At 40.5% G+C, this 24,235-nt stretch carries 19 protein-coding genes; 5 read left to right on the forward strand and 14 right to left on the reverse strand.

The annotated features are described in order from the left end of the window. Window positions 1-19: 19 nt before the first annotated feature. From H6A61_RS10830 to H6A61_RS10860, 7 genes are all read right to left on the reverse strand, one after another. The gene (locus tag H6A61_RS10830) at window positions 20-2,056 is read right to left on the reverse strand and encodes a M13 family metallopeptidase (protein ID WP_204393556.1); all 2,037 of its coding nucleotides are present in this window, start codon (window positions 2,054-2,056) and stop codon (window positions 20-22) included. 14 nt (window positions 2,057-2,070) lie between these two features. Next, window positions 2,071-4,020 carry an ABC-F family ATP-binding cassette domain-containing protein gene (locus tag H6A61_RS10835; RefSeq protein WP_204393558.1) on the reverse strand — a complete coding sequence of 650 codons (1,950 nt, stop codon included), beginning with the start codon at window positions 4,018-4,020 and terminating at the stop codon, window positions 2,071-2,073. Window positions 4,021-4,388: 368 nt separating this feature from the next. Beyond that, window positions 4,389-5,660: an adenylosuccinate synthase gene (locus H6A61_RS10840; RefSeq protein WP_154043968.1), complete on the reverse strand. Its 1,272-nt coding sequence runs from the start codon at window positions 5,658-5,660 to the stop codon at window positions 4,389-4,391. A 26-nt stretch (window positions 5,661-5,686) separates the two neighbouring features. Continuing rightward, window positions 5,687-6,145 (reverse strand): Fur family transcriptional regulator, encoded by a 459-nt coding sequence (locus H6A61_RS10845; RefSeq protein WP_154043969.1) that lies wholly within the window; start codon window positions 6,143-6,145, stop codon window positions 5,687-5,689. A gap of 52 nt (window positions 6,146-6,197) precedes the next feature. Then, entirely contained in the window at window positions 6,198-6,869 is a 672-nt protein-coding gene (locus H6A61_RS10850) for a DNA alkylation repair protein (RefSeq protein WP_204393560.1), read from the reverse strand. A 9-nt stretch (window positions 6,870-6,878) separates the two neighbouring features. Beyond that, the gene (locus H6A61_RS10855; protein ID WP_204393562.1) at window positions 6,879-8,843 is read right to left on the reverse strand and encodes a dipeptidyl-peptidase 3 family protein; all 1,965 of its coding nucleotides are present in this window, start codon (window positions 8,841-8,843) and stop codon (window positions 6,879-6,881) included. Further along, window positions 8,830-9,294, reverse strand: coding sequence for a helix-turn-helix domain-containing protein (locus tag H6A61_RS10860; RefSeq protein WP_235340630.1), 465 nt, complete (start codon window positions 9,292-9,294; stop codon window positions 8,830-8,832). The genes H6A61_RS10855 and H6A61_RS10860 overlap by 14 nt, the downstream gene beginning before the upstream one ends. 146 nt (window positions 9,295-9,440) lie before the next feature. Here H6A61_RS10860 and recQ point away from each other — a divergent pair, with 146 nt between their 5' ends. Continuing rightward, on the forward strand, window positions 9,441-11,261 hold the full coding sequence (gene recQ / locus H6A61_RS10865; RefSeq protein WP_204393564.1) for a DNA helicase RecQ: 1,821 nt from the start codon (window positions 9,441-9,443) through the stop codon (window positions 11,259-11,261). 34 nt (window positions 11,262-11,295) lie between these two features. On the opposite strand, the gene H6A61_RS10870 is transcribed toward recQ, so the two are convergent. Then, window positions 11,296-12,120 carry a tetratricopeptide repeat protein gene (locus H6A61_RS10870; RefSeq protein WP_204393566.1) on the reverse strand — a complete coding sequence of 275 codons (825 nt, stop codon included), beginning with the start codon at window positions 12,118-12,120 and terminating at the stop codon, window positions 11,296-11,298. A 115-nt stretch (window positions 12,121-12,235) separates the two neighbouring features. Between H6A61_RS10870 and msrA the strand changes: the two genes are divergently transcribed. From msrA to H6A61_RS10890, 4 genes are all read left to right on the forward strand, one after another. Beyond that, complete coding sequence (gene msrA / locus H6A61_RS10875) at window positions 12,236-12,721, forward strand: peptide-methionine (S)-S-oxide reductase MsrA (protein ID WP_204393568.1); 486 nt, start codon at window positions 12,236-12,238, stop codon at window positions 12,719-12,721. A 202-nt stretch (window positions 12,722-12,923) separates the two neighbouring features. Next, window positions 12,924-13,289 carry a BlaI/MecI/CopY family transcriptional regulator gene (locus H6A61_RS10880; RefSeq protein WP_204393570.1) on the forward strand — a complete coding sequence of 122 codons (366 nt, stop codon included), beginning with the start codon at window positions 12,924-12,926 and terminating at the stop codon, window positions 13,287-13,289. 50 nt (window positions 13,290-13,339) lie between these two features. Continuing rightward, window positions 13,340-14,617 carry a M56 family metallopeptidase gene (locus tag H6A61_RS10885; RefSeq protein ID WP_204393572.1) on the forward strand — a complete coding sequence of 426 codons (1,278 nt, stop codon included), beginning with the start codon at window positions 13,340-13,342 and terminating at the stop codon, window positions 14,615-14,617. 124 nt (window positions 14,618-14,741) lie between these two features. Beyond that, on the forward strand, window positions 14,742-16,043 hold the full coding sequence (locus tag H6A61_RS10890; RefSeq protein ID WP_204393574.1) for a tetratricopeptide repeat protein: 1,302 nt from the start codon (window positions 14,742-14,744) through the stop codon (window positions 16,041-16,043). A gap of 87 nt (window positions 16,044-16,130) precedes the next feature. Here H6A61_RS10890 and leuB read toward each other — a convergent pair whose 3' ends face one another. From leuB to pncB, 6 genes are all read right to left on the reverse strand, one after another. Further along, the gene (leuB, locus tag H6A61_RS10895) at window positions 16,131-17,192 is read right to left on the reverse strand and encodes a 3-isopropylmalate dehydrogenase (protein ID WP_154043979.1); all 1,062 of its coding nucleotides are present in this window, start codon (window positions 17,190-17,192) and stop codon (window positions 16,131-16,133) included. Window positions 17,193-17,396: 204 nt separating this feature from the next. Further along, window positions 17,397-18,920 carry an alpha-isopropylmalate synthase regulatory domain-containing protein gene (locus H6A61_RS10900; RefSeq protein ID WP_154043980.1) on the reverse strand — a complete coding sequence of 508 codons (1,524 nt, stop codon included), beginning with the start codon at window positions 18,918-18,920 and terminating at the stop codon, window positions 17,397-17,399. Window positions 18,921-18,937: 17 nt separating this feature from the next. Then, window positions 18,938-19,540: a 3-isopropylmalate dehydratase small subunit gene (gene leuD / locus H6A61_RS10905; RefSeq protein WP_204393576.1), complete on the reverse strand. Its 603-nt coding sequence runs from the start codon at window positions 19,538-19,540 to the stop codon at window positions 18,938-18,940. 21 nt (window positions 19,541-19,561) lie between these two features. Then, a complete protein-coding gene (gene leuC / locus H6A61_RS10910) occupies window positions 19,562-20,956 on the reverse strand; it encodes a 3-isopropylmalate dehydratase large subunit (RefSeq protein WP_204393578.1) in 1,395 nt (464 codons plus the stop codon). 79 nt (window positions 20,957-21,035) lie between these two features. After that, window positions 21,036-22,532 (reverse strand): 2-isopropylmalate synthase, encoded by a 1,497-nt coding sequence (locus H6A61_RS10915; RefSeq protein WP_154043983.1) that lies wholly within the window; start codon window positions 22,530-22,532, stop codon window positions 21,036-21,038. Between the two features lie 312 nt (window positions 22,533-22,844). Next, the gene (gene pncB / locus H6A61_RS10920) at window positions 22,845-24,011 is read right to left on the reverse strand and encodes a nicotinate phosphoribosyltransferase (RefSeq protein ID WP_204393580.1); all 1,167 of its coding nucleotides are present in this window, start codon (window positions 24,009-24,011) and stop codon (window positions 22,845-22,847) included. Window positions 24,012-24,235 lie beyond the last annotated feature (224 nt).

The raw sequence follows: 24,235 nt of genomic DNA on the forward strand, positions 1-24,235 counted from the left end.
CTTAATTCTTCAATAAGAATTACCAAACTCTACAACGGTTTTCAGGTGCAAGATACATTGAATCTTTTTCAGTGATACCGAATGCTTCGTACCATGCATCAACATGTGGAAGAGCACCGTTCACACGCCATTCGCCAAGTGAGTGAGGATCTGACTTAGTACGTGAGCGGATTTCCTCTTCGCGGATATTACCGGCCCAAAGTGTAGCGTATGCGATGAAGAAACGCTGGTCAGCAGTAAATCCGTCTTCTTCAGGAAGAGGGTTGTTCTTTGTTGCATTCTTATAAGCAAGATAAGAAACATTCAAACCTCCGTGGTCTGCTATGTTTTCACCCAAAGTCAACTGTCCATTAGCTTTCAATCCCGGGAGGACTTCAATGTTGTTGAAGAAGTCAACCATTACTTTTGTACGTTCATTGAAACGGTCACCGTCACCTTCAGCCCACCAGTCTTTCAAGTTACCGTCCTTGTCATACTGACGTCCCTGATCATCGAATCCGTGTGTCATTTCATGACCGATTACAACACCGATAGCACCATAATTAAAAGCATCGTCAGCATTCATGTCAAAGAACGGATACTGAAGAATTGCGGCAGGGAAACAGATTTCGTTAGTCTGAGGATTGTAATATGCATTTACAGTCTGAGGACTCATCAACCATTCATCCTTGTCAACAGGTTTTCCGATACGGCTGAACATATCTTTTGTGCCCCACTGTGCAGCACGGCATACATTTGCCCAGTATGAATCTTTCTCGATGTTAAGATCTGAATAGTCTTTCCATTTGTCAGGATAACCTACTTTTACGTGGAATGTAGAAAGTTTCTCCATAGCTCTTACCTTAGTGCTGTCGCTCATCCATTCCTGTGCCTGGATACGTTCGCCAAGAGCAGACTGAAGATTCTTAACCAATGCCACCATACGTTCTTTGGCAGCTGCCGGGAAATATTTCTCTACATACATCTGACCTACTATTTCGCCCAACATTCCGTTTACGGCATTAACTGCACGTTTCCAACGTGGCTGGTTTGCCTGACGGCCAGACAATACCTTACCGTAGAAATCAAATCTTGCAGCTACGAAATCATCGCTCAGATAATTTGCTGCAGCATCAAGAAGATTGTACTGCAGATAAGAGATATGACGTGAAAGAGGCAAAGTATTGATAAGATTTTCCACTTCCTTAATAGGCTCAATCTGCTCTACGTTGAGTTCTGTCACACCTTCTACTCCCAAAGCCTTGAGATAAGCATCCCAATCAATTCCAGGGAAAGTCTTCTTCAAGTCATCGTATGACATTTTATGATAGTTGGCTTCAGGATTACGACGTTCTACTGCGCTGTAAGAAGCCTTTGCAATAGCTGTTTCAACTTCCATCACATCAGCCATTTTCTGTTTAGCCTCATCTTCTGAGAAACCAGCCAATGTGAAAAGCTTAGTGATATACAGTTTGTACTGTTCACGGATAGCGGTTGTACTTTCGTCTGTATCAAGATAGTATTCCTTTTCTCCAAGGTTAATACCTCCCTGGGCAATCTGGAAGATATTCAAAGTACTGTTCTTTGGATCACCATATACATAGTTGCTGAAATATGTACCAATACCGTTGTTGAACATTTCAGCCTTAACCTGCATAATCTGGTTCTTGTCAGATATTGCAGCTATTCTGTCAAGCATAGGTTTGATTGGAGCTATACCATCAGCATTAAGCTTTACGCTGTCCATTGCCAGATTATACAAGTCTCCGATTTTCTGTCCCTGGCTTCCAGCCTGATTTTCCTTTGAAGCAAATCCTTCGATCATTTCTTTCAACTGCTTCTGGTTGTCTTCCATAAGCATTTCGAATGCTCCATAGCGTGAGTATTCAGCTGTAAGCGGATGTGAATCATTAAAACCGCCACAAGCGAAACGGAAGAAATCATTTCCCGGAACTGCTGTTGTGTCAAGGTTGGCAAGGTTTATTCCTGTGCTCACCTTTGCTTCCTTCTGGCCTGCACATCCGGACAGTGCGGCTACAGCCAATGCTGCAAAAGCAATACAATGTTTAGTTTTCATAAATTAATATTTAGTTATAGTTCTGTTTTAAGTTCATCAATTTCCATCAGTGCCGTCTCCCACTCTTCCTCAATCTGGGAAATCTGGTTTTTCAAATCCTGATGCTGTTCATAGAGTTTCATGTCGGATGCTCCCTCAGGAGTAGCCATCTTTTCTTCCAACTGCGATATTTGAGTTTCTATTTTGGAAATTCTGTCTTCACAGTCGGCAGCCTGTTTTTCCAGTTTTCTGATTTTCTTGTTCAGTTCCTTTTGGGCTTCGTAAGAAAGCTTACTTTCCGACTGTGCCGGCTGTTGCACTTCTTTTTTCTGCGAAGAAGCTGTAGGTGACTGCGACAGATGAAGTTCATTCAGACTTTCCATTTTCTTTTTCTGAAGGAAATCGTATATACCTCCGATATGCTCTTTCACTACTCCACCACCAAACTCATATACCTTGGTTACAAGTCCATCAAGGAACTCACGGTCGTGGGATACAACAATCACCGTTCCGTCAAACTCTTTGATAGCCTCTTTCAAGACATCTTTGGAACGCATATCCAAATGGTTGGTAGGCTCGTCCAGGATAAGGAAGTTCACAGGTTCAAGCAGAAGCTTTATCATTGCCAGACGGCTGCGTTCTCCTCCTGAAAGGACTTTCACCTTCTTTTCTGAAGCCTCACCTCCGAACATGAAAGCCCCAAGAATATCACGTATCTTCAGACGGATATCACCTTTTGCCACACGGTCTATTGTGTCGAATACTGTTACATTCTCATCGAGGAGCTGCGCCTGATTCTGTGCGAAATATCCTATCTGTACGTTATGTCCTATCACAAGTTTTCCCTCGTACGGAATCTGATCCATGATACACTTGACTAGTGTAGATTTACCTTCACCGTTCTTTCCTACGAAAGCAACCTTCTCACCTCTGTTTATTGTAAGTGTGACATCATGGAACACAACGTGCTCACCGTATGCCTTCTTTACATTCTCGCATATCACAGGATAGTTTCCCGAACGGATAGCAGGCGGGAATTTCAGTCGCAAAGAAGAGGTATCCTCATCGTCTATCTCAATAGGAACAATCTTTTCAAGCTGTTTTATACGGCTCTGCACCTGAACAGCCTTTGTGGCCTTGTATCTGAAACGTTCGATAAACTCTTCTGTATCCTTTATTTCCTTCTGCTGATTTTCGTATGCACGAAGCTGCTGCTCGCGGCGTTCCTTACGCAACACCACAAACTCGTCGTACGGAACCTTATAATCATATATATGTCCGCATGATATTTCTATAGTTCTATTCGTAACATTATTGATGAAAGCACGGTCGTGGCTGACAAGTACCACAGCTCCAGGACTCATCTTCAGAAAGTTTTCAAGCCACTGGATACTCTCTATGTCAAGATGGTTGGTAGGCTCGTCGAGCAAAAGAACGTCAGGACGACGCAACAAGAGTTTTGCAAGTTCAATACGCATTCTCCAGCCACCGCTGAATTCGGATGTAGGTCTGTCAAAATCACTCCTTGAAAATCCCAATCCTGTAAGCGTACGTTCTATCTCCGCCTTATAGTTTGTTCCGCCCATCATCATGAACCTCTCGTTCTCGTGAGTGAAACGGTCTATCAGTTCGTGATAACTCTCAGAATCGTAGTCTGTTCTGTCTGCCAGTTCCTGATTCATTCTGGAGATACTGTCCTGCAATTCAAAAATATGCTCGAAGGCCATTTCAGCCTCAGCCATAACAGTTCTGGTATCACTCAGTATCATTACCTGAGGCAGATACCCTATAGTAACTCCACGCTGAACCGCCACTACTCCATCAGTAGGTGATTGCAGGCCTGCAAGAATCTTTAGCATGGTAGATTTACCTGCTCCATTCTTACCGACAAGTGCTATACGGTCCTTCTTATTTATCACGTATGATACATCCTCAAACAGAGGAGTAACTCCAAACTCAACTTTTAATCCTTCTACTGAAATCATTCTCTACATATTGATTTACAAAGTGTCGGCAAAGTTAGTATTTTTACATTAAATAGGAATTATCGGTTAACAAGATTTTATAATGAAAACAAAAAATAAGAGACGCTCTCAATCACAGAGAACGCCTCCCAACTGAAGGATTAAATTTAAGAGAGAGATAGTAATTAATAATTTGTTTCCACAAATATATATCAAAACAAATAATTGCAAAAATTTAAAGCTTAATTCTTTCAAAATAAAAGTAAATAGATATTATTCACAAATATTTATTCAGTAAATAAACACTTTTGCTTACGGAAAAACAAAAGCTGCTGATTTTCATTCAAACTATGAAAACCAGCAGCCCAATATATTATAATCCAGAAAGATTATTCTTCAGTATATCTTTCAATTGTCTGTGCACGGTCAGGACCTACAGAAACAATCTTGATTGGAGTACCAAGTTGTTCTTCAAGGAATGAGATGTAAGCATTGAATTCTTCAGGGAATTCATCTTCGCTAGTCATCTTAGTCATATCAGTCTTCCATCCCGGCATTTCTACGTAAACAGGTTCTACACCTTCGTTGATATCGAATGGGAAGTAATCTATTTCCTCGCCGTTTACCTTATAAGCAACACAAGCCTTGATTGTTTCGAAACCGTCAAGAACGTCGCTCTTCATAAGAATAAGCTTAGTAACACCGTTAATCATGATAGAGTAACGCAAAGCTACAAGGTCAACCCATCCGCAACGGCGTTCACGACCTGTAACAGCTCCGTATTCATGACCAAGGTCACGGATTTTCTTTCCTGTTTCATCGAACAACTCAGTTGGGAAAGGACCTGAACCAACACGTGTACAGTAAGCTTTCATGATACCGTAAACCTCGCCTATTTTGTTAGGGCCAAGACCAAGACCTGTACAAGCACCTGCACAAATAGTGTTTGAAGAAGTTACGAAAGGATAAGAACCGAAGTCAACGTCAAGCATTGTTCCCTGAGCACCTTCGCAAAGAACGCTCTTACCTTCTTTAAGAAGATTGTTTATTTCGTGTTCGCTATCTACAAGGTTGAACTGACGGAGATATTCGATACCTTCCATCCACTGTTTTTCAAGTTCAGTGATATCATATTCATAGTTCAAACTTTTCAAGATCTGTTCGTGACGAGCTTTTGCAGCGGCGTATTTAGCTTCGAAGTTATTCAATATGTCACCTACACGCAAACCGTTACGGCTGACTTTATCTGTATATGTAGGACCGATACCCTTACCGGTAGTACCAACTTTTGAAGCTCCCTTTGCTGCTTCGTATGCTGCATCCAGAATACGGTGTGTAGGCAATATAAGATGTGCTTTCTTAGAAATGTGCAAACGTTCCTTCAAAGGATGTCCGCTTGCCTCAAGAGCCTCGGCCTCTGCCTTGAACAATGCCGGGTCAAGCACTACACCATTACCGATAATATTTACTTTGTCACCCTGGAAAATTCCTGACGGAATAGAACGGAGAACATATTTCTGTCCTTCGAATTCCAAAGTATGACCTGCGTTAGGACCACCCTGAAAACGCGCAACTACATCATAACGTGGAGTCAAAACATCGACAACTTTACCTTTACCTTCGTCGCCCCACTGTAAACCTAACAAGACATCTACTTTCATGATTGTTATATTTATTAAAATAGTTTTTATTTATTCTTTTTTCGTTTGGAAACACATTTACTGCACAGTCCGTATATATACAACGAATAATGCGTAGGTTGGAAACCTTTCAATTTACTCTGAACTACAGCCTGCTTCAGATTTTCGTCTTCAAATTCCGAAACCTTTCCGCAAGAGGTACAAATCATATGATGATGGGTTTCATTATTATACGAACGTTCATATTGCGAAGTATTACCGAATTGGTGTTTTATAACCAGACCGGCATCTATCAGAAGAATAATAGTATTATAAAGAGTGGCACGGCTGACACGGAACTTTTCTTTCTCTTCCATATACTGAAGCAAGGTTTCTATATTGAAATGTCCCTTTATGGAATATATGGAATCAAGTATAGCATAACGCTCGGGCGTCTTACGATGTCCGTTCTTCTGTAGGTACTCGGTAAGTACCTGTTTTACCGTATCTTTTATCTTGTCTGCCATTAAAAAATATCTTCAGCCGTCAAAGTTAATATAATTTACTCAATCCAAGAAACTATTGACAATATTCTATATCATATTTTATTTCATCGATATAAAGTTTCAGTTCCGGATTGGCTGTTTTGCTTAAAAGGCCCAACTGTCTGCCCACCATTTTGGCATTCTCTTTTGACTGTGTGGCAAACTTTTTCAACGCTGTGGCAGCAGCCTTTTTCACCATAGGTTCTCCACCTTCGATTTCAGTGAATGCCTGATCCAAAAACTCTGCCTCGGCACGTTCGTTCAACTTCATACCCTTCATAAGGAGGCGAGTCATCAGCATATATCCGCAGAACTGGAAATAAGTACGTTCGTCGGCGATCCATTTGAACACTACATCCGAAGCATAATCCACATGTTGCAATATATTCATAACGGTATATTCTGCCAATTCAGGATATTTCATGTCCTCAATCCATATTTCGGCTATATCCTTATAGAAAGAATCAACCGGCTGCAGAAGTGTAGCCATTATTTTGCACTCACGGATATTCTCTTTCCACAAAGCCTGAGCCAGTTCGTGATTTTTTTCATATCCTGCAGCAATTTCCTTGATACGGGAATATTCGATACCGAAATTCAGTTTGTAGTCCATACCCTTTTCGCGCATACTTTGCGAAATTACGCCATTCATATACAAACGGAACTTCGATTTTATATCTTTTATAATTTCTTGTACGTCGTTCATGATATAAATTCAAAGATTAGAATAATCTCGGCTATAACGAAGCATCTGTTCGGCATAACCTTCGCTATAGTCTGTTTTTACGTCTATTATATTATTGTCATCGTCTGTCACAACACTATAAACAGGATTTATAAATCCTTTATATGGAGCAAGATTAAGAGACTTGTATCTTTCAAGAACTTCAGAATGCAATTTCTGATTAACTTTTACGGCATATTTCTCTACCAGTTCACGTGCCGCCTCATAATCACCTTCGCTCTTTATTCTTTGGATTTCGGCAAGCAATTCGCCAAACAGTAAGCGCAACTTTTCATAGTCATTTATGACAACAAATGTTTTTCCATCTTTTACAACCAGCTGCACAACACCATCTCCTGCCCCATGCTCCAAAGCCCATGCAGCAATGAGCTGACGGTTACGCATGTGCGATTCTTCAATACAGCATCCCGGCTCTATCCTGACAAGCTGAGTCATCAATCCGTTCATCATATACGAATAATATTCAGCCTTGTAAGCCTCACTGTCCGGAGTAAGGCCGAGCTCGACCATTTTTGCATCAGGTATGTAATAAAGTCCGAACAAATCAGCACGTGCCTCTTCTATTGTAGCGCCATATGCCTTCAAAGCGTCAGGATCAACGCCAGGAAGGAGTTTGCCGGAACCGTGACCGAGACATTCATGCAAGTCTGTATGAAGGTCACCTGTTATATCCGCATATTTGTCGAGCAGCTGCTTTTCATATTCACTATACACAAACTCATCTCTGAAACCGTTACCTCTGGCAGCCTTGTTATATGCATCAGTAAGATTGCCGATTGTCACTGACTTGGAACCGTGAACACTGCGAATCCAGTTTGAATTAGGAAGATTGATACCTATAGCACTGGCAGGATAAAGATCGCCCGCAAGTATGGCAGCCGTAATGACTTTTGCTGATACACCCTTCACTTCAGACTTCTTGAATTGTGAAGATACCGGCGAATGGTCTTCAAACCACTGAGCATTACTACTCAACACCTCAGTGCGGTGAGTAGCCTCCATATCTTTAAAGTTTACTATTGACTCCCAGCTGGCTTTCATTCCGAGCGGATCGCCATAGCTTTCTATAAATCCATTTACAAAATCGATACGAGATTCTGTATCCTTTAGCCAGCAAATGGAATAATCGTCAAATATTTTCAAATCTCCTGTACGGTAAAATTCTATGAGCAGACGTATCACCTCTTTCTGATGTTCATTTTCTGCCACATCCATAGCCTTTTCAAGCCAATAAACAATTTTACGGATGGCATTACCATATTCACCGTCAAGTTTCCAGACCACTTCGGTAATCTCTCCGTTTTTCTTTTCCAAACGACTGTTCATTCCGTACATGACAGGAGTCTCGTCATCCGGCGATTTCATGGCAGCATAAAAATCCTCTGCCTCCTGCTGTGTGACACCTACATAATAATTCGAAGCCGATGTCAGCAACAAATCTTCACCATCTGCCTGATTAACACGTTTAGGCATTATATCAGGGTCGAAAATTACAGGAAACAATTTATTACATAATCCCACCACAGTCTCTCCTTCGGACAATGGCAATTGAGATTTATCCAATGACATAACAGCATCACGAAGAAAATCCACAGAAAATCCCGGAATGAATTTGTCTGTGGAATAATGATGATGAATTCCGCTTGAGAACCAAACTCTCTTCAGATACACTTCGAACGCCAGAAATTCCGAATCCGAACGGTCGCCGTCGTAATGTAAATACACAGCTTCAAGAAGACGGCGTATCTTCATGTTATACTTACCGTTCTGGTCGAACAAAATATCACGCCCGTTCAAAGCTGATTCAGAGAGATAATAAATAAGTTTCTTCTGATTTAATGTCAAAGATTCGAAACCATGTACTCTATATCGTAAAATCTGCAGATCGGCAAACTGCTCTACAGAATAATTAAAATTATCTTCAGGCGTTTTCATGATTTTTTCTGTATTCATTAGGAGTAATACCTACAATTCTGTAGAAAGCTGCATAAAAAGACTGACGGTTTGCAAACCCTGACATCGCACTTATTTCCTCGATGTTCTTTCCGGCATATCTTTTGTCTGAAAGCATACGTTTTGCATCCCTAATTCTATATTCATTAAGCAGGCACGAAAAATTCATTTTGAACTTGGAATTAACCACAGCTGAAAGATATCTGGTATTAGTCTTCAGTATCTTGGCCAGATCGCTGGCTGAGAAGTTAGGCTGCTTGTACTTTTTTTGCGTTACTACCAGCTCATATATCCTGTCGTAAAGTTCGTCTGCCAGTTCTGTCCTTATAAGATCTCTATAAGGTGCAGACTTTATTTTCTTTTCTCTAAGATTATATGGCATCTTCACCTGTACGTCATTTTCATTATTCATTACTTCATGATTATTTTCCATTTGTGCTGATTTATTTTAGTCCTAGTTCACATTTTTTCAATACAAATTTGTAAGATTTTTTTCAGACTACAAAATATTTGTCAACATTTTTTCGTATGTATAGACGCTGAATATTATCTTTGCACAAACAAAAACAGACTTATCAAATGCTCGATATTCTCAAAACATATTTCGGATATACAGAGTTCCGTCCTCAACAGAAAGAAATAATCACAAATATACTAAACAAAAAAGACACCTTGGTTCTTATGCCTACAGGTGGGGGCAAATCCTTATGCTACCAGATTCCGGCACTTATGATGGAAGGTACAGCCATAGTGGTTTCACCACTGATTTCGCTGATGAAAGACCAGGTGGAAGCATTACAGGCCAACGGCATAGCCGCACGCGCACTGAACAGCATGAACACTGATACTGACAATACGAATGTACGTATGGAGTGCCTGCAGGGAAAAGTAAAACTGCTATATATATCTCCAGAAAGACTTATATCTGAAACAAGCTATCTGCTCAGAGACATTAAGATATCTCTTTTTGCCATAGACGAAGCTCACTGCATTTCGCAATGGGGACATGATTTCCGCCCTGAATACACACAGCTGGACATACTTAGAAAACAGCTCCCCAGGATTCCGATAGTGGCACTTACTGCCACAGCAGACAAAATTACACGTCAGGACATAGTAAAACAGCTGAAAATGAATGAACCGGAAGTGTTCATTTCCTCGTTCGACCGTCCTAACCTGAGTCTTGACGTAAAGAAAGGATATCAGCAGAAAGAAAAAATCAGAATAATAAAAAGATTCATAGAAAAACATGGCAATGAAAGCGGAATAATATACTGCATGAGCAGAAAGACTACCGAGAAAGTTGCCGAACTTCTTTACGACGAAGGTTTCGACACTGCAGTATATCATGCAGGACTGTCGAATTTCGAACGCGAACAGACACAGGATGATTTCATCAACGACCGTGTACAGATAGTGTGCGCCACCGTTGCTTTCGGAATGGGAATAGACAAGTCGAACGTAAGATGGGTGATACACTACAACCTGCCTAAAAGCATAGAAAGTTTCTATCAGGAAATAGGACGTGCTGGTAGAGATGGCATGAAGAGCGACACTATGTTGTTCTATTCACTTGGCGACATGATCCAACTTACCAAATTTGCCGAAGAAAGCAACCAGAAGGAAATAAACATAGAGAAACTTAACCGTATGCAGCAATATGCCGAAGCCGACATCTGCCGAAGAAGAATCCTGTTGAGTTACTTCGGAGAGACAATGGAACATGACTGCGGCAATTGCGACGTATGCCGTAATCCTCCTGAAAGATTTGATGGAACTATTATTATACAGAAAGCTCTGAGCGCAATAGCAAGAACCAACCAACAGATAGCCACAGGGACTCTTATAGAAATACTACGAGGCAACTTTACACAAGAAATTTCGGAAAAGGGATACGACAAAATAAAGACTTTCGGAGCCGGAAGGGACATTCCTTCACGCCACTGGCAGAACTATCTGCTACAAATGCTGAACATGGGATACATAGAAATAGCATACAACGAAAACAACCATCTGAAAATAACCGAACTGGGAGCCAAGGTTCTGTACGGAAAACAGAATGCGGAACTGGTTGTCATTAAAGAAGATGAATTCTCCAATAAGCAATATAAAAAGAACACTATCGTTACATCGCCTGTACAGATTAAGAAAAATGCTTACGGGAATATGGAAAATGAAGACTCCCTGTTCGAGACTCTGCGTCTGTTAAGACTAAAGCTGGCAGAACAGGAAGCCATTCCTCCATATATTGTAATGTCCGACAGTACGCTGCAATCGCTTTGCGACAAGAAACCCAAAACCCTGGAAGACCTTGACGACATTTCAGGATTCAGCGAATATAAAAAGAAGAAATACGGACGTGGTTTTGTAAATGCGATAAAGAAATATTACAACTCATAAAGATATAAATATAGGATAAAACACCAAGTATTACCTATTTGCATTTCTTAATCTGCTCCAAGAGTGCCGAACGAGGTATCCCCAAAGAGATAGCTTTTTCGTATGCCTTAAGGGCCTTGTCCTTATCTTTCAATGACAGATAAACATCACCCAACTGCACTGTGGTTTCCGCATCATTAGGATTAAGACGCAACGCTTCTTCCAGGTCAAGAACAGCAGCCTCGGGATATCCTCTTTCCAAATCAAGATTTGCTCTCATTATCAAGAGTGATGCATCACCAGTGAACTCACCGATGAGCAGATTCAATTTGTCACGTGCCCCAGTAAGGTTTCCCTCAAGTTGATCAAGCATTGCCAGACCTATTCTGGCAGCCTTGTGCGACGGTTCCTTGCCTACTATTACATTATAGTCTATGCGTGCCTCCTTATATTCACGCCTCTGCATATAAATGTATGCACGATAAAGACGTGCTTCTATATTCTCAGGTATAAGGTCTATAACGTTACAGAAATCTACATACGCTTTTGAATCCAATCCTTTGTCAAGATACAGAGTTCCACGGTTTAGAAGCATGGCTGTGGAATACGGAGTGATATTAAGAGCCATGGTATATGCTTCTATAGCCTCATCCGTACGCCCCATACGCTTCAGCACCGTACCAAGATTGGAAAAAAGAAGGGCATTACGCGCATTGTTAGGATCTATCTTCAACGCTTCACGGAAAAGCTGTTCTGCCTGTACAAGACTATCAGTCAAGGCATATTTCATCGCACGATCTACAATCTCATTGTACGATTGCGAATAAGATTGGAATAAAGTACAAAACGATATAAAAATGAGTATCAATATTTTCTTCATAATCACGAATATTCAGTAGTTTATGACGCAAAGGTAACAGATAAACAGATATATAGTGCAGCAGTTAAAATCTTTTTGTATGTTTGCACATTCATTTATAAAACTGACTGAAATCATGAAAACAGAAAAAGCTATTTTTGCCTGCGGATGTTTCTGGGGAGTACAACACCAGATGGAAAGGGCAAACGGTGTGATAAACACCACAGTGGGATACATAGGTGGCCACAAGGAAAACCCTACATATCAGGAAGTAAAGGCTCACACTACAGGACATGCCGAAGCGGTACTTGTAGAGTATGACGCCGAAAAAATTTCATACACAGACCTGTGTAAACTGTTTTTTGAAATACACGACCCTGCACAGACTGACGGGCAAGGTCCTGACATAGGTCCTCAATACAGAAGTGAGATTTTCTATCTTGATAATTCACAGCTGGAACAGGCACAGAATGTAATTTCCATCTTACGCGACAAAGGATATGAAGTCAATACAGCACTTACTCCGGCATCACATTTTTGGGAAGCAGAGGACTACCACCAACATTACTATGACAAAACGGGAGGCGAGCCTTATTGCCATATCAGAGTGAAAAAATTTTGACATAATTTCAACCACAAAACACCCGTACAAAAACGACAGTTCATTCTAAGTAAAATGAACTGTCGTTTTATTGTTAACTTCTACCTCAAACGGACAATGATAATTAATTCTGATATTAACCATGTTTAACCTTCTAATATTTGCATAATTACGATTATTTCGTAGATTTGCGAAAAGTTAGTAATTAAAAGATTGATACGATATGGAAAAACTTACATTTCAGGAAGAAGAAGCTATGCGCTTTATATGGAAATTGGGACCTTGCTATGTGAAAGATGTAGTGGGATGTTATGACGAACCGCTCCCACCCTATACCACGGTTGCATCAATAATAACCAATCTTAAAAGAAAGGGTTACCTGAAAGCCGAAAAGTTCGGAAACACTTACAGATATACCCCACTGGTGAAACAGGAAGAATATACCAAAAATTCGGTAAGCAGTCTGGTAAAAAACTACTTTGCCAACTCATACAAGGAAATGGTTTCTTTCTTCGCCAAGGAACAGAAGATTTCGAAAGACGAACTTAACGAAATCATAAATCTGATAGAAAAAGAAGATGACAAATAAATCTCTGTCAGATAACTGTAAAATCTTCAATACTTTAAAATACATTATTTATGATATACCTACTTCAAGTCAATTTGGGCATAATCCTGTTTTACGCACTGTATAAACTGATATGCACACGCGATACCCTCTTCAATTCAAGACGGTTGATACTATTGCTGTCACTTATTCTTCCGTTCATCATACCACTGATTGATATCCGTGAATGGATGGAGACACGTGAAAGCCTGGTAATGCTGACAAATTTTGATTATTCCACCACTATTCCCGAAATTGTAGTCGGAACATCTGGAACGGAACCGGGAAATCAGGTATTCGTAATTTCCGAATGGATAAAAAATATATACATCGCAGGTATATTGGCATTATCCGTAAGACTGATTGTTCAGGCCATTAGCCTATATATGATTATACTCCGTACACCGGAAAAAACAGTGAACGGAATACGTATAAAATGCATGAAAGACAAGTCAGGACCATTTTCATTCTTCAATTGGATTTTCCTGAATCCTGACAATGTAAAAGAAGAGGAAATAAGCGAAATTCTCACTCACGAAATGGCTCATGTACGCCAGAGACATTCCATAGATGTAATTATCTCCGAACTGGTAAATATATGTTGCTGGATAAATCCATTCGCATGGCTTATGAAACGCGAAGTGAGACTGAATCTTGAATTCCTGGCAGACAGAAAGGTTATGGATGCGGGATTTGCCACAAAAAGCTATCAATATCACCTGCTTGGACTGACATACAGTCACAAGTACGGTTTATCTAATAATTTTAATTTTTCTCACCTTAAACAACGTATCATTATGATGAACAAGAAAAAGACAAACGGTGCGGGCCATATCAAATATGCCCTGTTCACCATTCCGGCCTTTGCTCTACTCCTTGCCGGAAACATTTCATGCTCTTCGGAAGCAACAAAGACTGATGATGTAAAAGAAAATGCTGTTACAGTAAAACCTGATGTAGAGGAAGTCCCTATTGACAAACCTGTCACAAAAGACGAAGCATTTGCCGTAGTGGAACAGATGCCTGAATTCCCTGGAGGCATGAAGGAGCTTATGACATACCTTAAGGATAATATAAAATATCCTAAGGCAGCTCAGGACAAAAAAGTGCAAGGAAGAGTTATTGTACAGTTCGTAGTTGAAAAGGACGGAACTCCTACTGAATTCAATGTTGTACGTTCTGTAGATCCGGACCTTGACGCTGAAGCATTGCGAGTATTGGGCGGAATGCCAAAATGGAAACCGGGAATGCAGAAAGGTCAGGTTGTAAGAGTGAAATACACTGTCCCTGTAGCATTCAGACTACAGTAAATCAGTTTTCTGAATCCACTTTAAGATATATCTGAACAAACTTCTATATAGAGTTACGAAAATATATTTTAAAGTGGATTCTTTTTTCATGAAAATAATCATAAAATTCAATAAGTATCAAAATATGAAATTTCAATATATACTGATCCTTTTATTATGTATAAACAATAATATAAAAGCTCAAAACAAGGACAGCATAAGAATTGCCATTGATAACTACGAATACGAAAAGGTTCTCGAACTTACTTCGTGTACCGACTCGCTTGACGAGGAATGTACGGAACTCAGACTACAGGCTTGTAAGGAACTCAACAAATGGCAAACCGCACTTCCGCTATTCCAGAAGAGGCTTGAGCAGGACAGTACTTCACTAAAATCATGGGCAGAAATAGCGGAGTGCTACAGAAGGATTGGAGATGTGAGGAAAAGCTCTGAAGCATACGCTCATGCCGTTAGACTCAGACCCGACAAATCTTTCTTCAGACAGAAACACATCAATGCCCTGATTGCTCTTGACGACCTGGAAAATGCAAGGAAAGCGTGTCATGACTGGATAGACCGCGATTCTACATCGGCTACGGCATACCGACTGCTGGGAGAAACATACGAAAACGAAGATCCTCTATCTGCATTCGCAGGATATAATGCAGCATTTCGCCGTGATTCGCTAGACCCTCAGATTATATCCAGAATAGCCAATATGGTAAACAACAATGGGCAGTATTCATACGCAATTCTCATTACAGAGGAATACCGACGACATGACTCACTCAACATAGACGTGAACCGTCAAAATGCAAAAGCTTTCTGCATGATGAAAATGTACCCCAAAGCGATAGAAAGATATGAAAGCTTGAAAAGAATGGGCGACAATTCTTATCTGACACTGTTCTATCTCGGTATGTCGTACTACGGCAACTATGACTTTTATTCCGCTTACGACAATCTGAAAAAGGCTATAAGCATAATGCAACCGTCAGGACCAAACACAGGTGCCTTATATTATTTCGCCAAATCTGCTGCCCGTACTTCATGGAAAGGAGAAGGTGTAGAAGCCATGAATACCGCCATATCGCTGACCATGCCAACAGACAGTGTTATGATCCGACTCTACAAAGGTCTGGCAGAATGCTGTGAACTGAACCTTGACACCAAAGGTGAAATAGCCGCTTTATTAAAGCAATACGAATACTCCAAGGAAAATGTGTTGTTCTATACCATCAGATGCAGATATTATTACAGAAATGACTATGAGAATGCTTTAAAATATTTCAACAAATATATGGAAAATGTTCCTGAAGACAAGCGTTATAAGTATGACGAAAACGGAGAAATAGACAACGACGGAAGAACTTACTATCAAGACGCAGAAATAAAAATCAAGAATATAAAGGAACATAAATTCTTTAAAGGAAAACCACAGTAAGATTATTACATTCGACCACTGAATATAAAAAAATCCGGACAGAAGAAAAAAAACTGTCCGGACTTCTTATATGTATATGAGTAAAGATTATGCTTTCTTGATATAATCTACAATCCACTGACCAACTTCCTTAGTACCATACTTGGCACCACCTTCTACCTGAATTTCAGGAGTACGGACATTTGCATCGAGTGAAGCATCAACAGCACGACGGATCAATGCACCTTCTTCCTTACAGTCGAAATATTCGAACAGCATTGCTACGGACAATATCTGTGCCAACGGATTGGCGATGTTCAGCCCCTTAGCCTGTGGCCATGAACCATGAATAGGCTCGAATACCGGTGTGCTTTCGCCTGTAGAAGCAGAAGGAAGAAGTCCCATAGAACCGCTGATTACAGAGCCTTCGTCTGTAAGGATGTCGCCGAATGTATTTTCTGTAACCATTACATCGAAGAACTTAGGTTCCTGAATCATCTTCATTGCTGCATTGTCAACAAACATATAGTCTGTAGTAACTTCAGGATACTGCGGAGCCATTTCCTGAGCAATCTGTCTCCACAAACGTGAAGAAGCAAGAACATTTGCCTTATCAACAACAGTAAGATGTTTGCGGCGCTTCATTGCATATTCGAAACCTACTTTCAGGATTCTTTCGATTTCAGGACGTGTGTACATATTTGTATCGTATGCCTTGTCGTTGTCCTGATATTTTTCGCCGAAATACATACCACCTGTCAGCTCGCGTATGCAAAGGAAGTCTGCGCCGTCAACAAGCTCTGCCTTAAGAGGTGACTTGTGTACCAGACATTTGAAAGTCTGTACAGGACGGATGTTTGCAAATAATCCGAGTTTTTTGCGCATAGCCAGAAGTCCCTGTTCCGGACGGACTTTTGCAGTTGGGTCATTATCAAATTTAGGATCGCCTACTGCAGAGAACAATACTGCATCGGCATTTTTACAAACCTCGTAAGTTGCTTCCGGAAACGGATCGCCCACTTTATCTATTGCATCTGCACCACAGATGGCATATTCATATGAAACTTTATGGCCGAATTTTTCACAAACGGCTGTCATTACATCTACTCCCTGTACGGAGATTTCCGGTCCTATTCCGTCGCCGGCTAATACTGCTATTTTAAAATCCATATCACTTTTTATTTTTTCTATTCTTGTTTATTATAAAAAATATAAACTTTTCAATGACTATATATAGAGAAGTCAATATCAAAGCTATAAATACATTTACCAACAAATTACTATCCTGACATTCAGGGCCGAGGGCAAACCTTCGCAGCAATACATTTACAACCAGTATCAATACAAAGATTATAAAATAATGTTTTCTCATAATCACTGTTCTATAAGATTCAGCATCTTAATCGTTGCTTTGATTGCAGCTTCCGTCTGGTCGGCATCCAAACCGCGAGTACGGAATTCCTTATCTTCGTAATTCCAAGTTATCACAGTCTGTACAAACGCATCTGTACGTCCGCCAGGCGGAATTGTTACCGCATAATTCACGAGCATAGGGAACTTACGGTTCAGTGTTCCTTTATATATCTTACGCAATGCACGCACAAAGGCATCGTACTGACCGTCACCGCTTGAGCTTTCCTGATATACCTTACCGTCTATCTCAATACTCAACGTAGCCATCGGTTTCAATCCCTGGGCAAGAGTGACAAAATAACTCAAAAGCTTAACCTTCTTATCCACCGTATCATGTTTGAGCACATCGCTTATGATATATGGCAAATCATCCTGAGTAACGATTTCCTTACGGTCGCCAAGTTCAATTATACGGTCTGTAACCTTACGCATTGATTCTTCATCCAGTTCAAGTCCCAGACTTTCAAGATTTTTCCGGATATTTGCCTTACCTGAGTTCTTACCCAAAGCATATTCCCTCACACGACCGAAACGCTCAGGCTGAAGGTCATTGAAGTAAAGATTATTCTTGCTGTCACCGTCGGCATGAACACCTGCCACCTGAGTAAACACATTCTGACCTACTATAGGCTTGTTGGCTGGGATACTTATACCAGAATATGATTCAACGGTACGGCTTATCTCGTTCAAGCGGCTCTCGTCAATATGTGTGATAGCCTGAAAATGATCTTTCAATATCGCCTGCACACTGGCAAGAGGAGCGTTCCCTGCACGCTCGCCTAGACCATTAATTGTAGTATGAAGACCTTTCACACCGCTCAAAACTGCAGCCAATACATTGCTGACAGCCAGGTCATAGTCATTATGCGCATGGAAATCGAAATGCAAATCAGGATAACGTTTTTTCATTTTGCGCATATACTCTATCACCTGAAGAGGATTGAGTATTCCAAGTGTATCAGGCAACATAAAACGTTTGATTCCTGCATCAAGCAATCCGTCAACAAGTCCGAAAACATATTCCGGAGAATCTTTCATACCGTTACTCCAGTCTTCCAGATAAAGATTTACCTCCATATCGCGGTCCAAAGCGTATGCCACTGTACGGCGAATATCTTCAAGATGTTCTTCCAGTGTTTTCTTCAGCTGATAGCGGCAGTGTTTCTCCGAGCCCTTCGAAAGAAGGTTTATCACCCGTCCGCCAGCATCATGTATCCAATCTACAGAGACAGTTCCGTCCACAAAACCAAGTACTTCTACCTTATATAGCATATTGTGGCGTGCTGCCCAATCGCATATCATCCTGACAGCATTCAGTTCTCCGTCGGACACACGTGCCGATGCCACTTCTATCCTGTCAACCTTCAGGTCTTCAAGCAGCATGCGGGCTATCATCAGTTTTTCGTGTGGAACAAACGATACTCCACTGGTCTGTTCACCGTCGCGGAGTGTTGTATCCATTATTTCTATTACAGGATGATCCATATTTATCAGTTCAATTATTATCTGTTACTTACAGCTTCTTCGTATGCTGCTATCTTGTCCCTGTTTTCTACAAGGAAGTCTATATCGTCCAGACCGTTCATCAGACAATGCTTTTTATAAGCATTTATCTCGAATTTCTCAGATTTGCCTGTAGCCTTGTTGGTGATGGTCTGTTCCGGAAGGTTTACTTCTACCTCAGTTTTAGGGTCGGCATATATAGAATCGAAAAGTTCCTTCAGGAATTCTTCGCTTACCACTACCGGAAGAACGAAATTGTTCAGTTCGTTATTCTTGTGGATATCGGCAAAGAAACTTGACACTACCACTCTGAATCCATATCCGGCTATAGCCCATGCCGCATGCTCACGGCTTGAACCGCTTCCGAAGTTCTTTCCTGCCACCAGTACCTGTCCGCTGTATTTAGAATCATTAAGAACAAAATCTTTATTCAACGATCCGTCCGGATTATATCTCCAATCGCGGAAAAGATTGTCACCGAAAAACTTTTCATCACGTGTAGTGGCTTTGAGGAAACGTGCCGGGATTATCTGGTCTGTATCCACATTTTCCAAAGGCAAAGGGATACAAGTGCTTGTTATTATATTGAATTTCTGTTTCATTGTTATACTCAATTTTACTGATTACATAAGTGTTCTTGGATCTGTTATCACTCCTGTTACTGCTGCAGCTGCGGCTGTAAGCGGACTTGCAAGCAATGTTCTTGAGCCAGGTCCCTGACGTCCCTCAAAGTTTCTGTTGCTTGTAGAAACAGAATATTTACCAGCAGGTATTTTGTCGTCATTCATGGCAAGACATGCAGAGCATCCCGGCTGACGTATTTCAAATCCGGCTTCTTCAAGAACTTTGTCCAAGCCTTCTTCACGAATCTGTTCGTCCACCATCCATGAGCCCGGAACGAGCCATGCAGTAATATTATCAGCTTTCTTACGTCCTTTAACGATTGAAGCAAAGGCGCGGAAATCTTCTATACGTCCGTTTGTACATGCACCAAGGAAAACATAATCCACTTTCTTTCCTATAAGACTTTCACCTGGAGTAAATCCCATGTACTGCATAGATTTCTCGAAAGAACCTTTTTCCACTTCACTCATACCATCTGTAGTTGGAATATTCGAAGTAATTGCCATGCCCATACCAGGATTAGTTCCGTATGTAATCATCGGCTGAATATCAGCTGCATCATAACGGACTTCTTTATCGAATACAGCGTCATCATCGCTTTTCAAGGTCTTCCAATAAGCAAGAGCTTTATCCCACTCTTCTCCCTTAGGTGCATATTCGCGTCCTTTGATGTATTCGAAAGTCACTTCGTCCGGAGCTATCATACCGCCACGTGCTCCCATCTCGATAGACAGGTTACACAGCGTAAGACGTCCTTCCATAGTAAGGCTGCGGATAGCTTCTCCGGCATATTCTACGAAATATCCTGTTGCACCACTTGTAGTCATCTTTGACATCATATAAAGAGCTACGTCTTTTGCAGTCACTCCTTTACCAAGTTTTCCGTCGATAGTAATACGCATTGTCTTTGGGCGTGCCTGAAGAATACACTGTGATGCCATAACCATTTCCACTTCACTTGTTCCGATACCGAAAGCTACGGCTCCCATGGCACCGTGGGTAGATGTATGCGAGTCACCACATACGATAGTCATTCCCGGAAGTGTCAATCCTCTCTCAGGACCAACCACATGAATGATACCATTCTTCTTGTTCATCATTCCGAAATGTGTCAGACCGAAATCGGCAGCATTCTGTGCCAAGGTATCCACCTGTGCTTTTGATACAGGGTCTTCTATCGGTTTGTCCTGGTCGTGAGTCGGTGTGTTATGATCCGGCATACAGTAGATTTTCTCAGGACGGAAACACTTCAAACCGCGTGCACGCATACCAGCGAAAGCCTGCGGACTTGTCACTTCGTGGCAATAAAGACGGTCTATATATAATTGGGTAGGTCCTTCTTCAACCTTCTGCACTACGTGTGCATCCCATATTTTGTCAAATAAAGTATTCATGTAAGTTTAAAATTGTGAGTTTATTGTTTTTTATATAAACAAAACCAATCACTATTAATTGTTAATTATTAATTAAGTTTCATTTTCTGAACTTGTTGATACAGTCGATATAAGCTTCCACAGATGCGGCAATAATGTCTGTATTGGCTCCGAAGCCATAATACATCTGACCGTCATATTCCACCTGCATGTGTACTTTACCAACATCATCACTACCCTTGCTGATAGCCTGAATAGTAAATTCTTTCAGTGTCATCTGGCGCTTGATAATCTGCTTAACTGCTTTAATAGCAGCATCCACAGGACCATTACCGGTAGCAGCTGCCTCGAAATGCTCACCTGATATGTTAAGTCCGAGACTTGCAACAGAACGAACTCCTACACCACTTGTAACTTGCAGATATTCCAATTTGATATGATGATTCACATTTCTGTCGGCACCGGCCAATACCATTATATCATCGTCAGAAATATCTTTCTTCTTGTCGGCAAGTTTAAGGAAATCCTCATAAACCTTGTCAAGTTTCTCCTGAGTCATATCCAATCCAAGAATATGAAGTCTGTGTTTCAAGGCAGCTCGTCCGCTGCGGGCTGTCAATACAATAGCATTATCATCAATACCCACATCCTTAGGATCGATAATCTCGTAAGTCTGAACATTCTTCAATACTCCATCCTGGTGTATTCCCGACGAATGTGCAAAGGCATTACGTCCTACAATGGCCTTATTAGGCTGGACAGGCATATTCATCAAGCTTGAAACCATTCGGCTTGTAGGATAGATTTTCTGTGTATTTATATTTGTATCAATATCAATGTCATTGTGGCAACGAAGAATCATGGCTACCTCTTCAAGAGATGTGTTTCCGGCTCTCTCACCTATACCATTGATTGTCACTTCAACTTGTCTGGCTCCGTTCAAAACACCGGAAATGGTATTTGCTGTAGCCATACCCAAATCATTATGACAGTGAGTTGAAATTATGGCCTTGTCTATACCATTGACATGTTCCATCAAATATTTGATTTTTGCACCATATTCTTCAGGAAGGCAGTATCCGGTAGTATCAGGAATGTTCACAACTGTAGCTCCGGCTTTGATTACAGCTTCTACCACTCTGGCCAAATACTCATTTTCAGTACGTCCGGCATCTTCGGCATAGAACTCCACATCCTCAACATATCGTTTTGCGTATTTCACTGCTGCAACAGCACGTTCAATAATTTCTTCTCTTGTTGAATTGAACTTATACTTGATATGTGAATCTGATGTACCGATTCCTGTATGAATTCTTTTATGCTTTGCATATTTCAAAGCCTCTGCAGCTACATCAATATCTTTCTGAACCGCACGCGTAAGGGCACAGATAGTAGGCCATGTAACAGCCTTTGAAATCTCAATGACAGAATTGAAATCGCCCGGACTGGATACCGGAAAACCTGCTTCAATAATGTCCACTCCAAGTGCTTCCAACTGGCGGGCAACCTGAATTTTCTCTACAGTATTAAGCTGACAACCAGGAACCTGCTCACCATCTCGAAGAGTTGTGTCAAAAATAAATAATCTCTCACTCATATTCTTTGCATTTTATATAGTTATCAAAAAAAAGCCTTTCGCACAGGGAAGTGAGAAAGGCTTGATATATCTTAATATTTTTACATCAGTATGCACGCGACTCACTTCCCACCGGTGTTCCCAGTAGAATAATAATACCGCATAGCAAAATATGTAAAAACATTGTATTCATATAATATTCTTTTTTTGTTCGATGCAAAGGTATATATATTTTTGGAATAATGAAATAAAATGAAAGTTTTTCTCTGTATTTAACAACAATTTAATAGTTCTACTATATTATTACTATTATTATATCAATTCTGTTAATGGTCATTCTATTCTGAGTTCATGCATGCATGCCTGAACTTCTGTTATGCTTCCCATGTGTTTTCCCATGTCATCCGACAATTTTATACATTCTCGCCAGCCTTGGTTGGCATTCATCTTACATTTTGACAATTTCATTACAATATTCGACGGCTGGTAGCCTGTGTCATTGGTAAGGTTCGTACCTATTCCGAACGAACATCTTATTTTACCCTGACAATACTTATATAATGACAAAGCTTTCTCAAAATCCAAAGCATTACTGAAAATTATTGTTTTGGTAACAGGATCTATTCCCAATTCCTTATATCTGTCAATAAGTTTATCTACAAACTCAAGTTCATCCCCGGAATCACATCTTACGCCATCAAACAGTTTTGCCTGCTTACGACTGAAGTTTGTCAGAAACGATTCGGAAGTATATGTATCAGACAATGCCGTACCCAAATCACCATCATACACATTTACCCAATTCTCCAATGCCATGTAATTGGCATGCTTGTACCCAAACTGGGCTCCGTGAAACATGAACCATTCATGTGGATGCGTTCCCATAGGACGCATATTATATTTCATGGCAAGATAGCAGTTTGATGTACCGGTACAGTATTTAGAATGTTTCTTCAGATAATCTACCACCCAATCATGTACTTCGAAAGAAAACCTTCTTCGTGTTCCGAATTCAGAAAATGGCATGGAATTCGAGTTGGACAACTCCACTTTAGTGGCTAATTTTGCAAGAACCTCTTCTTTCAAAGGTTTCTGATTGAAAAACATATTCTTTATTTCAGAAACTATTGCAAGAATAGGAACTTCATAAAGAGTAACCTTATATAAATAGTCGGTAACTTCGATATGCAGATGACGTTCCTCATCAAGATAAACCTCTATTATCTCAGGATTAAAGCGGAAAGAAGACAACCACTCCCAATATACTCTTGGCATAAATCTGCAATTGACAGACATATATTCAAGTTCATCAGATGTCAGCCCTACTCCTTTCAATCTGTTGAATTCTTCTTTAAGTGCATTCAGGAATTCATCCGAATATACCGTTTCGTCACGATCCTTAAAACTGAATGTTCCTATTGCGTAAGGAAACAACTTTATATAAGCGTATGATGTAGTGAATTTATATAAGTCTGTATCTAAAATTGATTTTATTATCATAGATATAATTTTTTTGTCAATGTGGTAAATTTACAATAAATTAATCGTAATGTAAAATTTATGTGCGTTTTACTTTCACATCTTTCAAAAAATGATTTTACAGGTAAACAAAGTCTAAATTGTATAAACGCAAAAAATCCCCGAAGTATCTCTACCTCGAGGATCTCTCATATAAGACGGCGACTACCTACTCTCCCACAATATGCAGTACCATCGGCGTGACG

Origin of the sequence: Bacteroides caecigallinarum (assembly GCF_016901995.1) — a bacterium.
Lineage (GTDB): Bacteria > Bacteroidota > Bacteroidia > Bacteroidales > Bacteroidaceae > Phocaeicola > Phocaeicola cellulolyticus.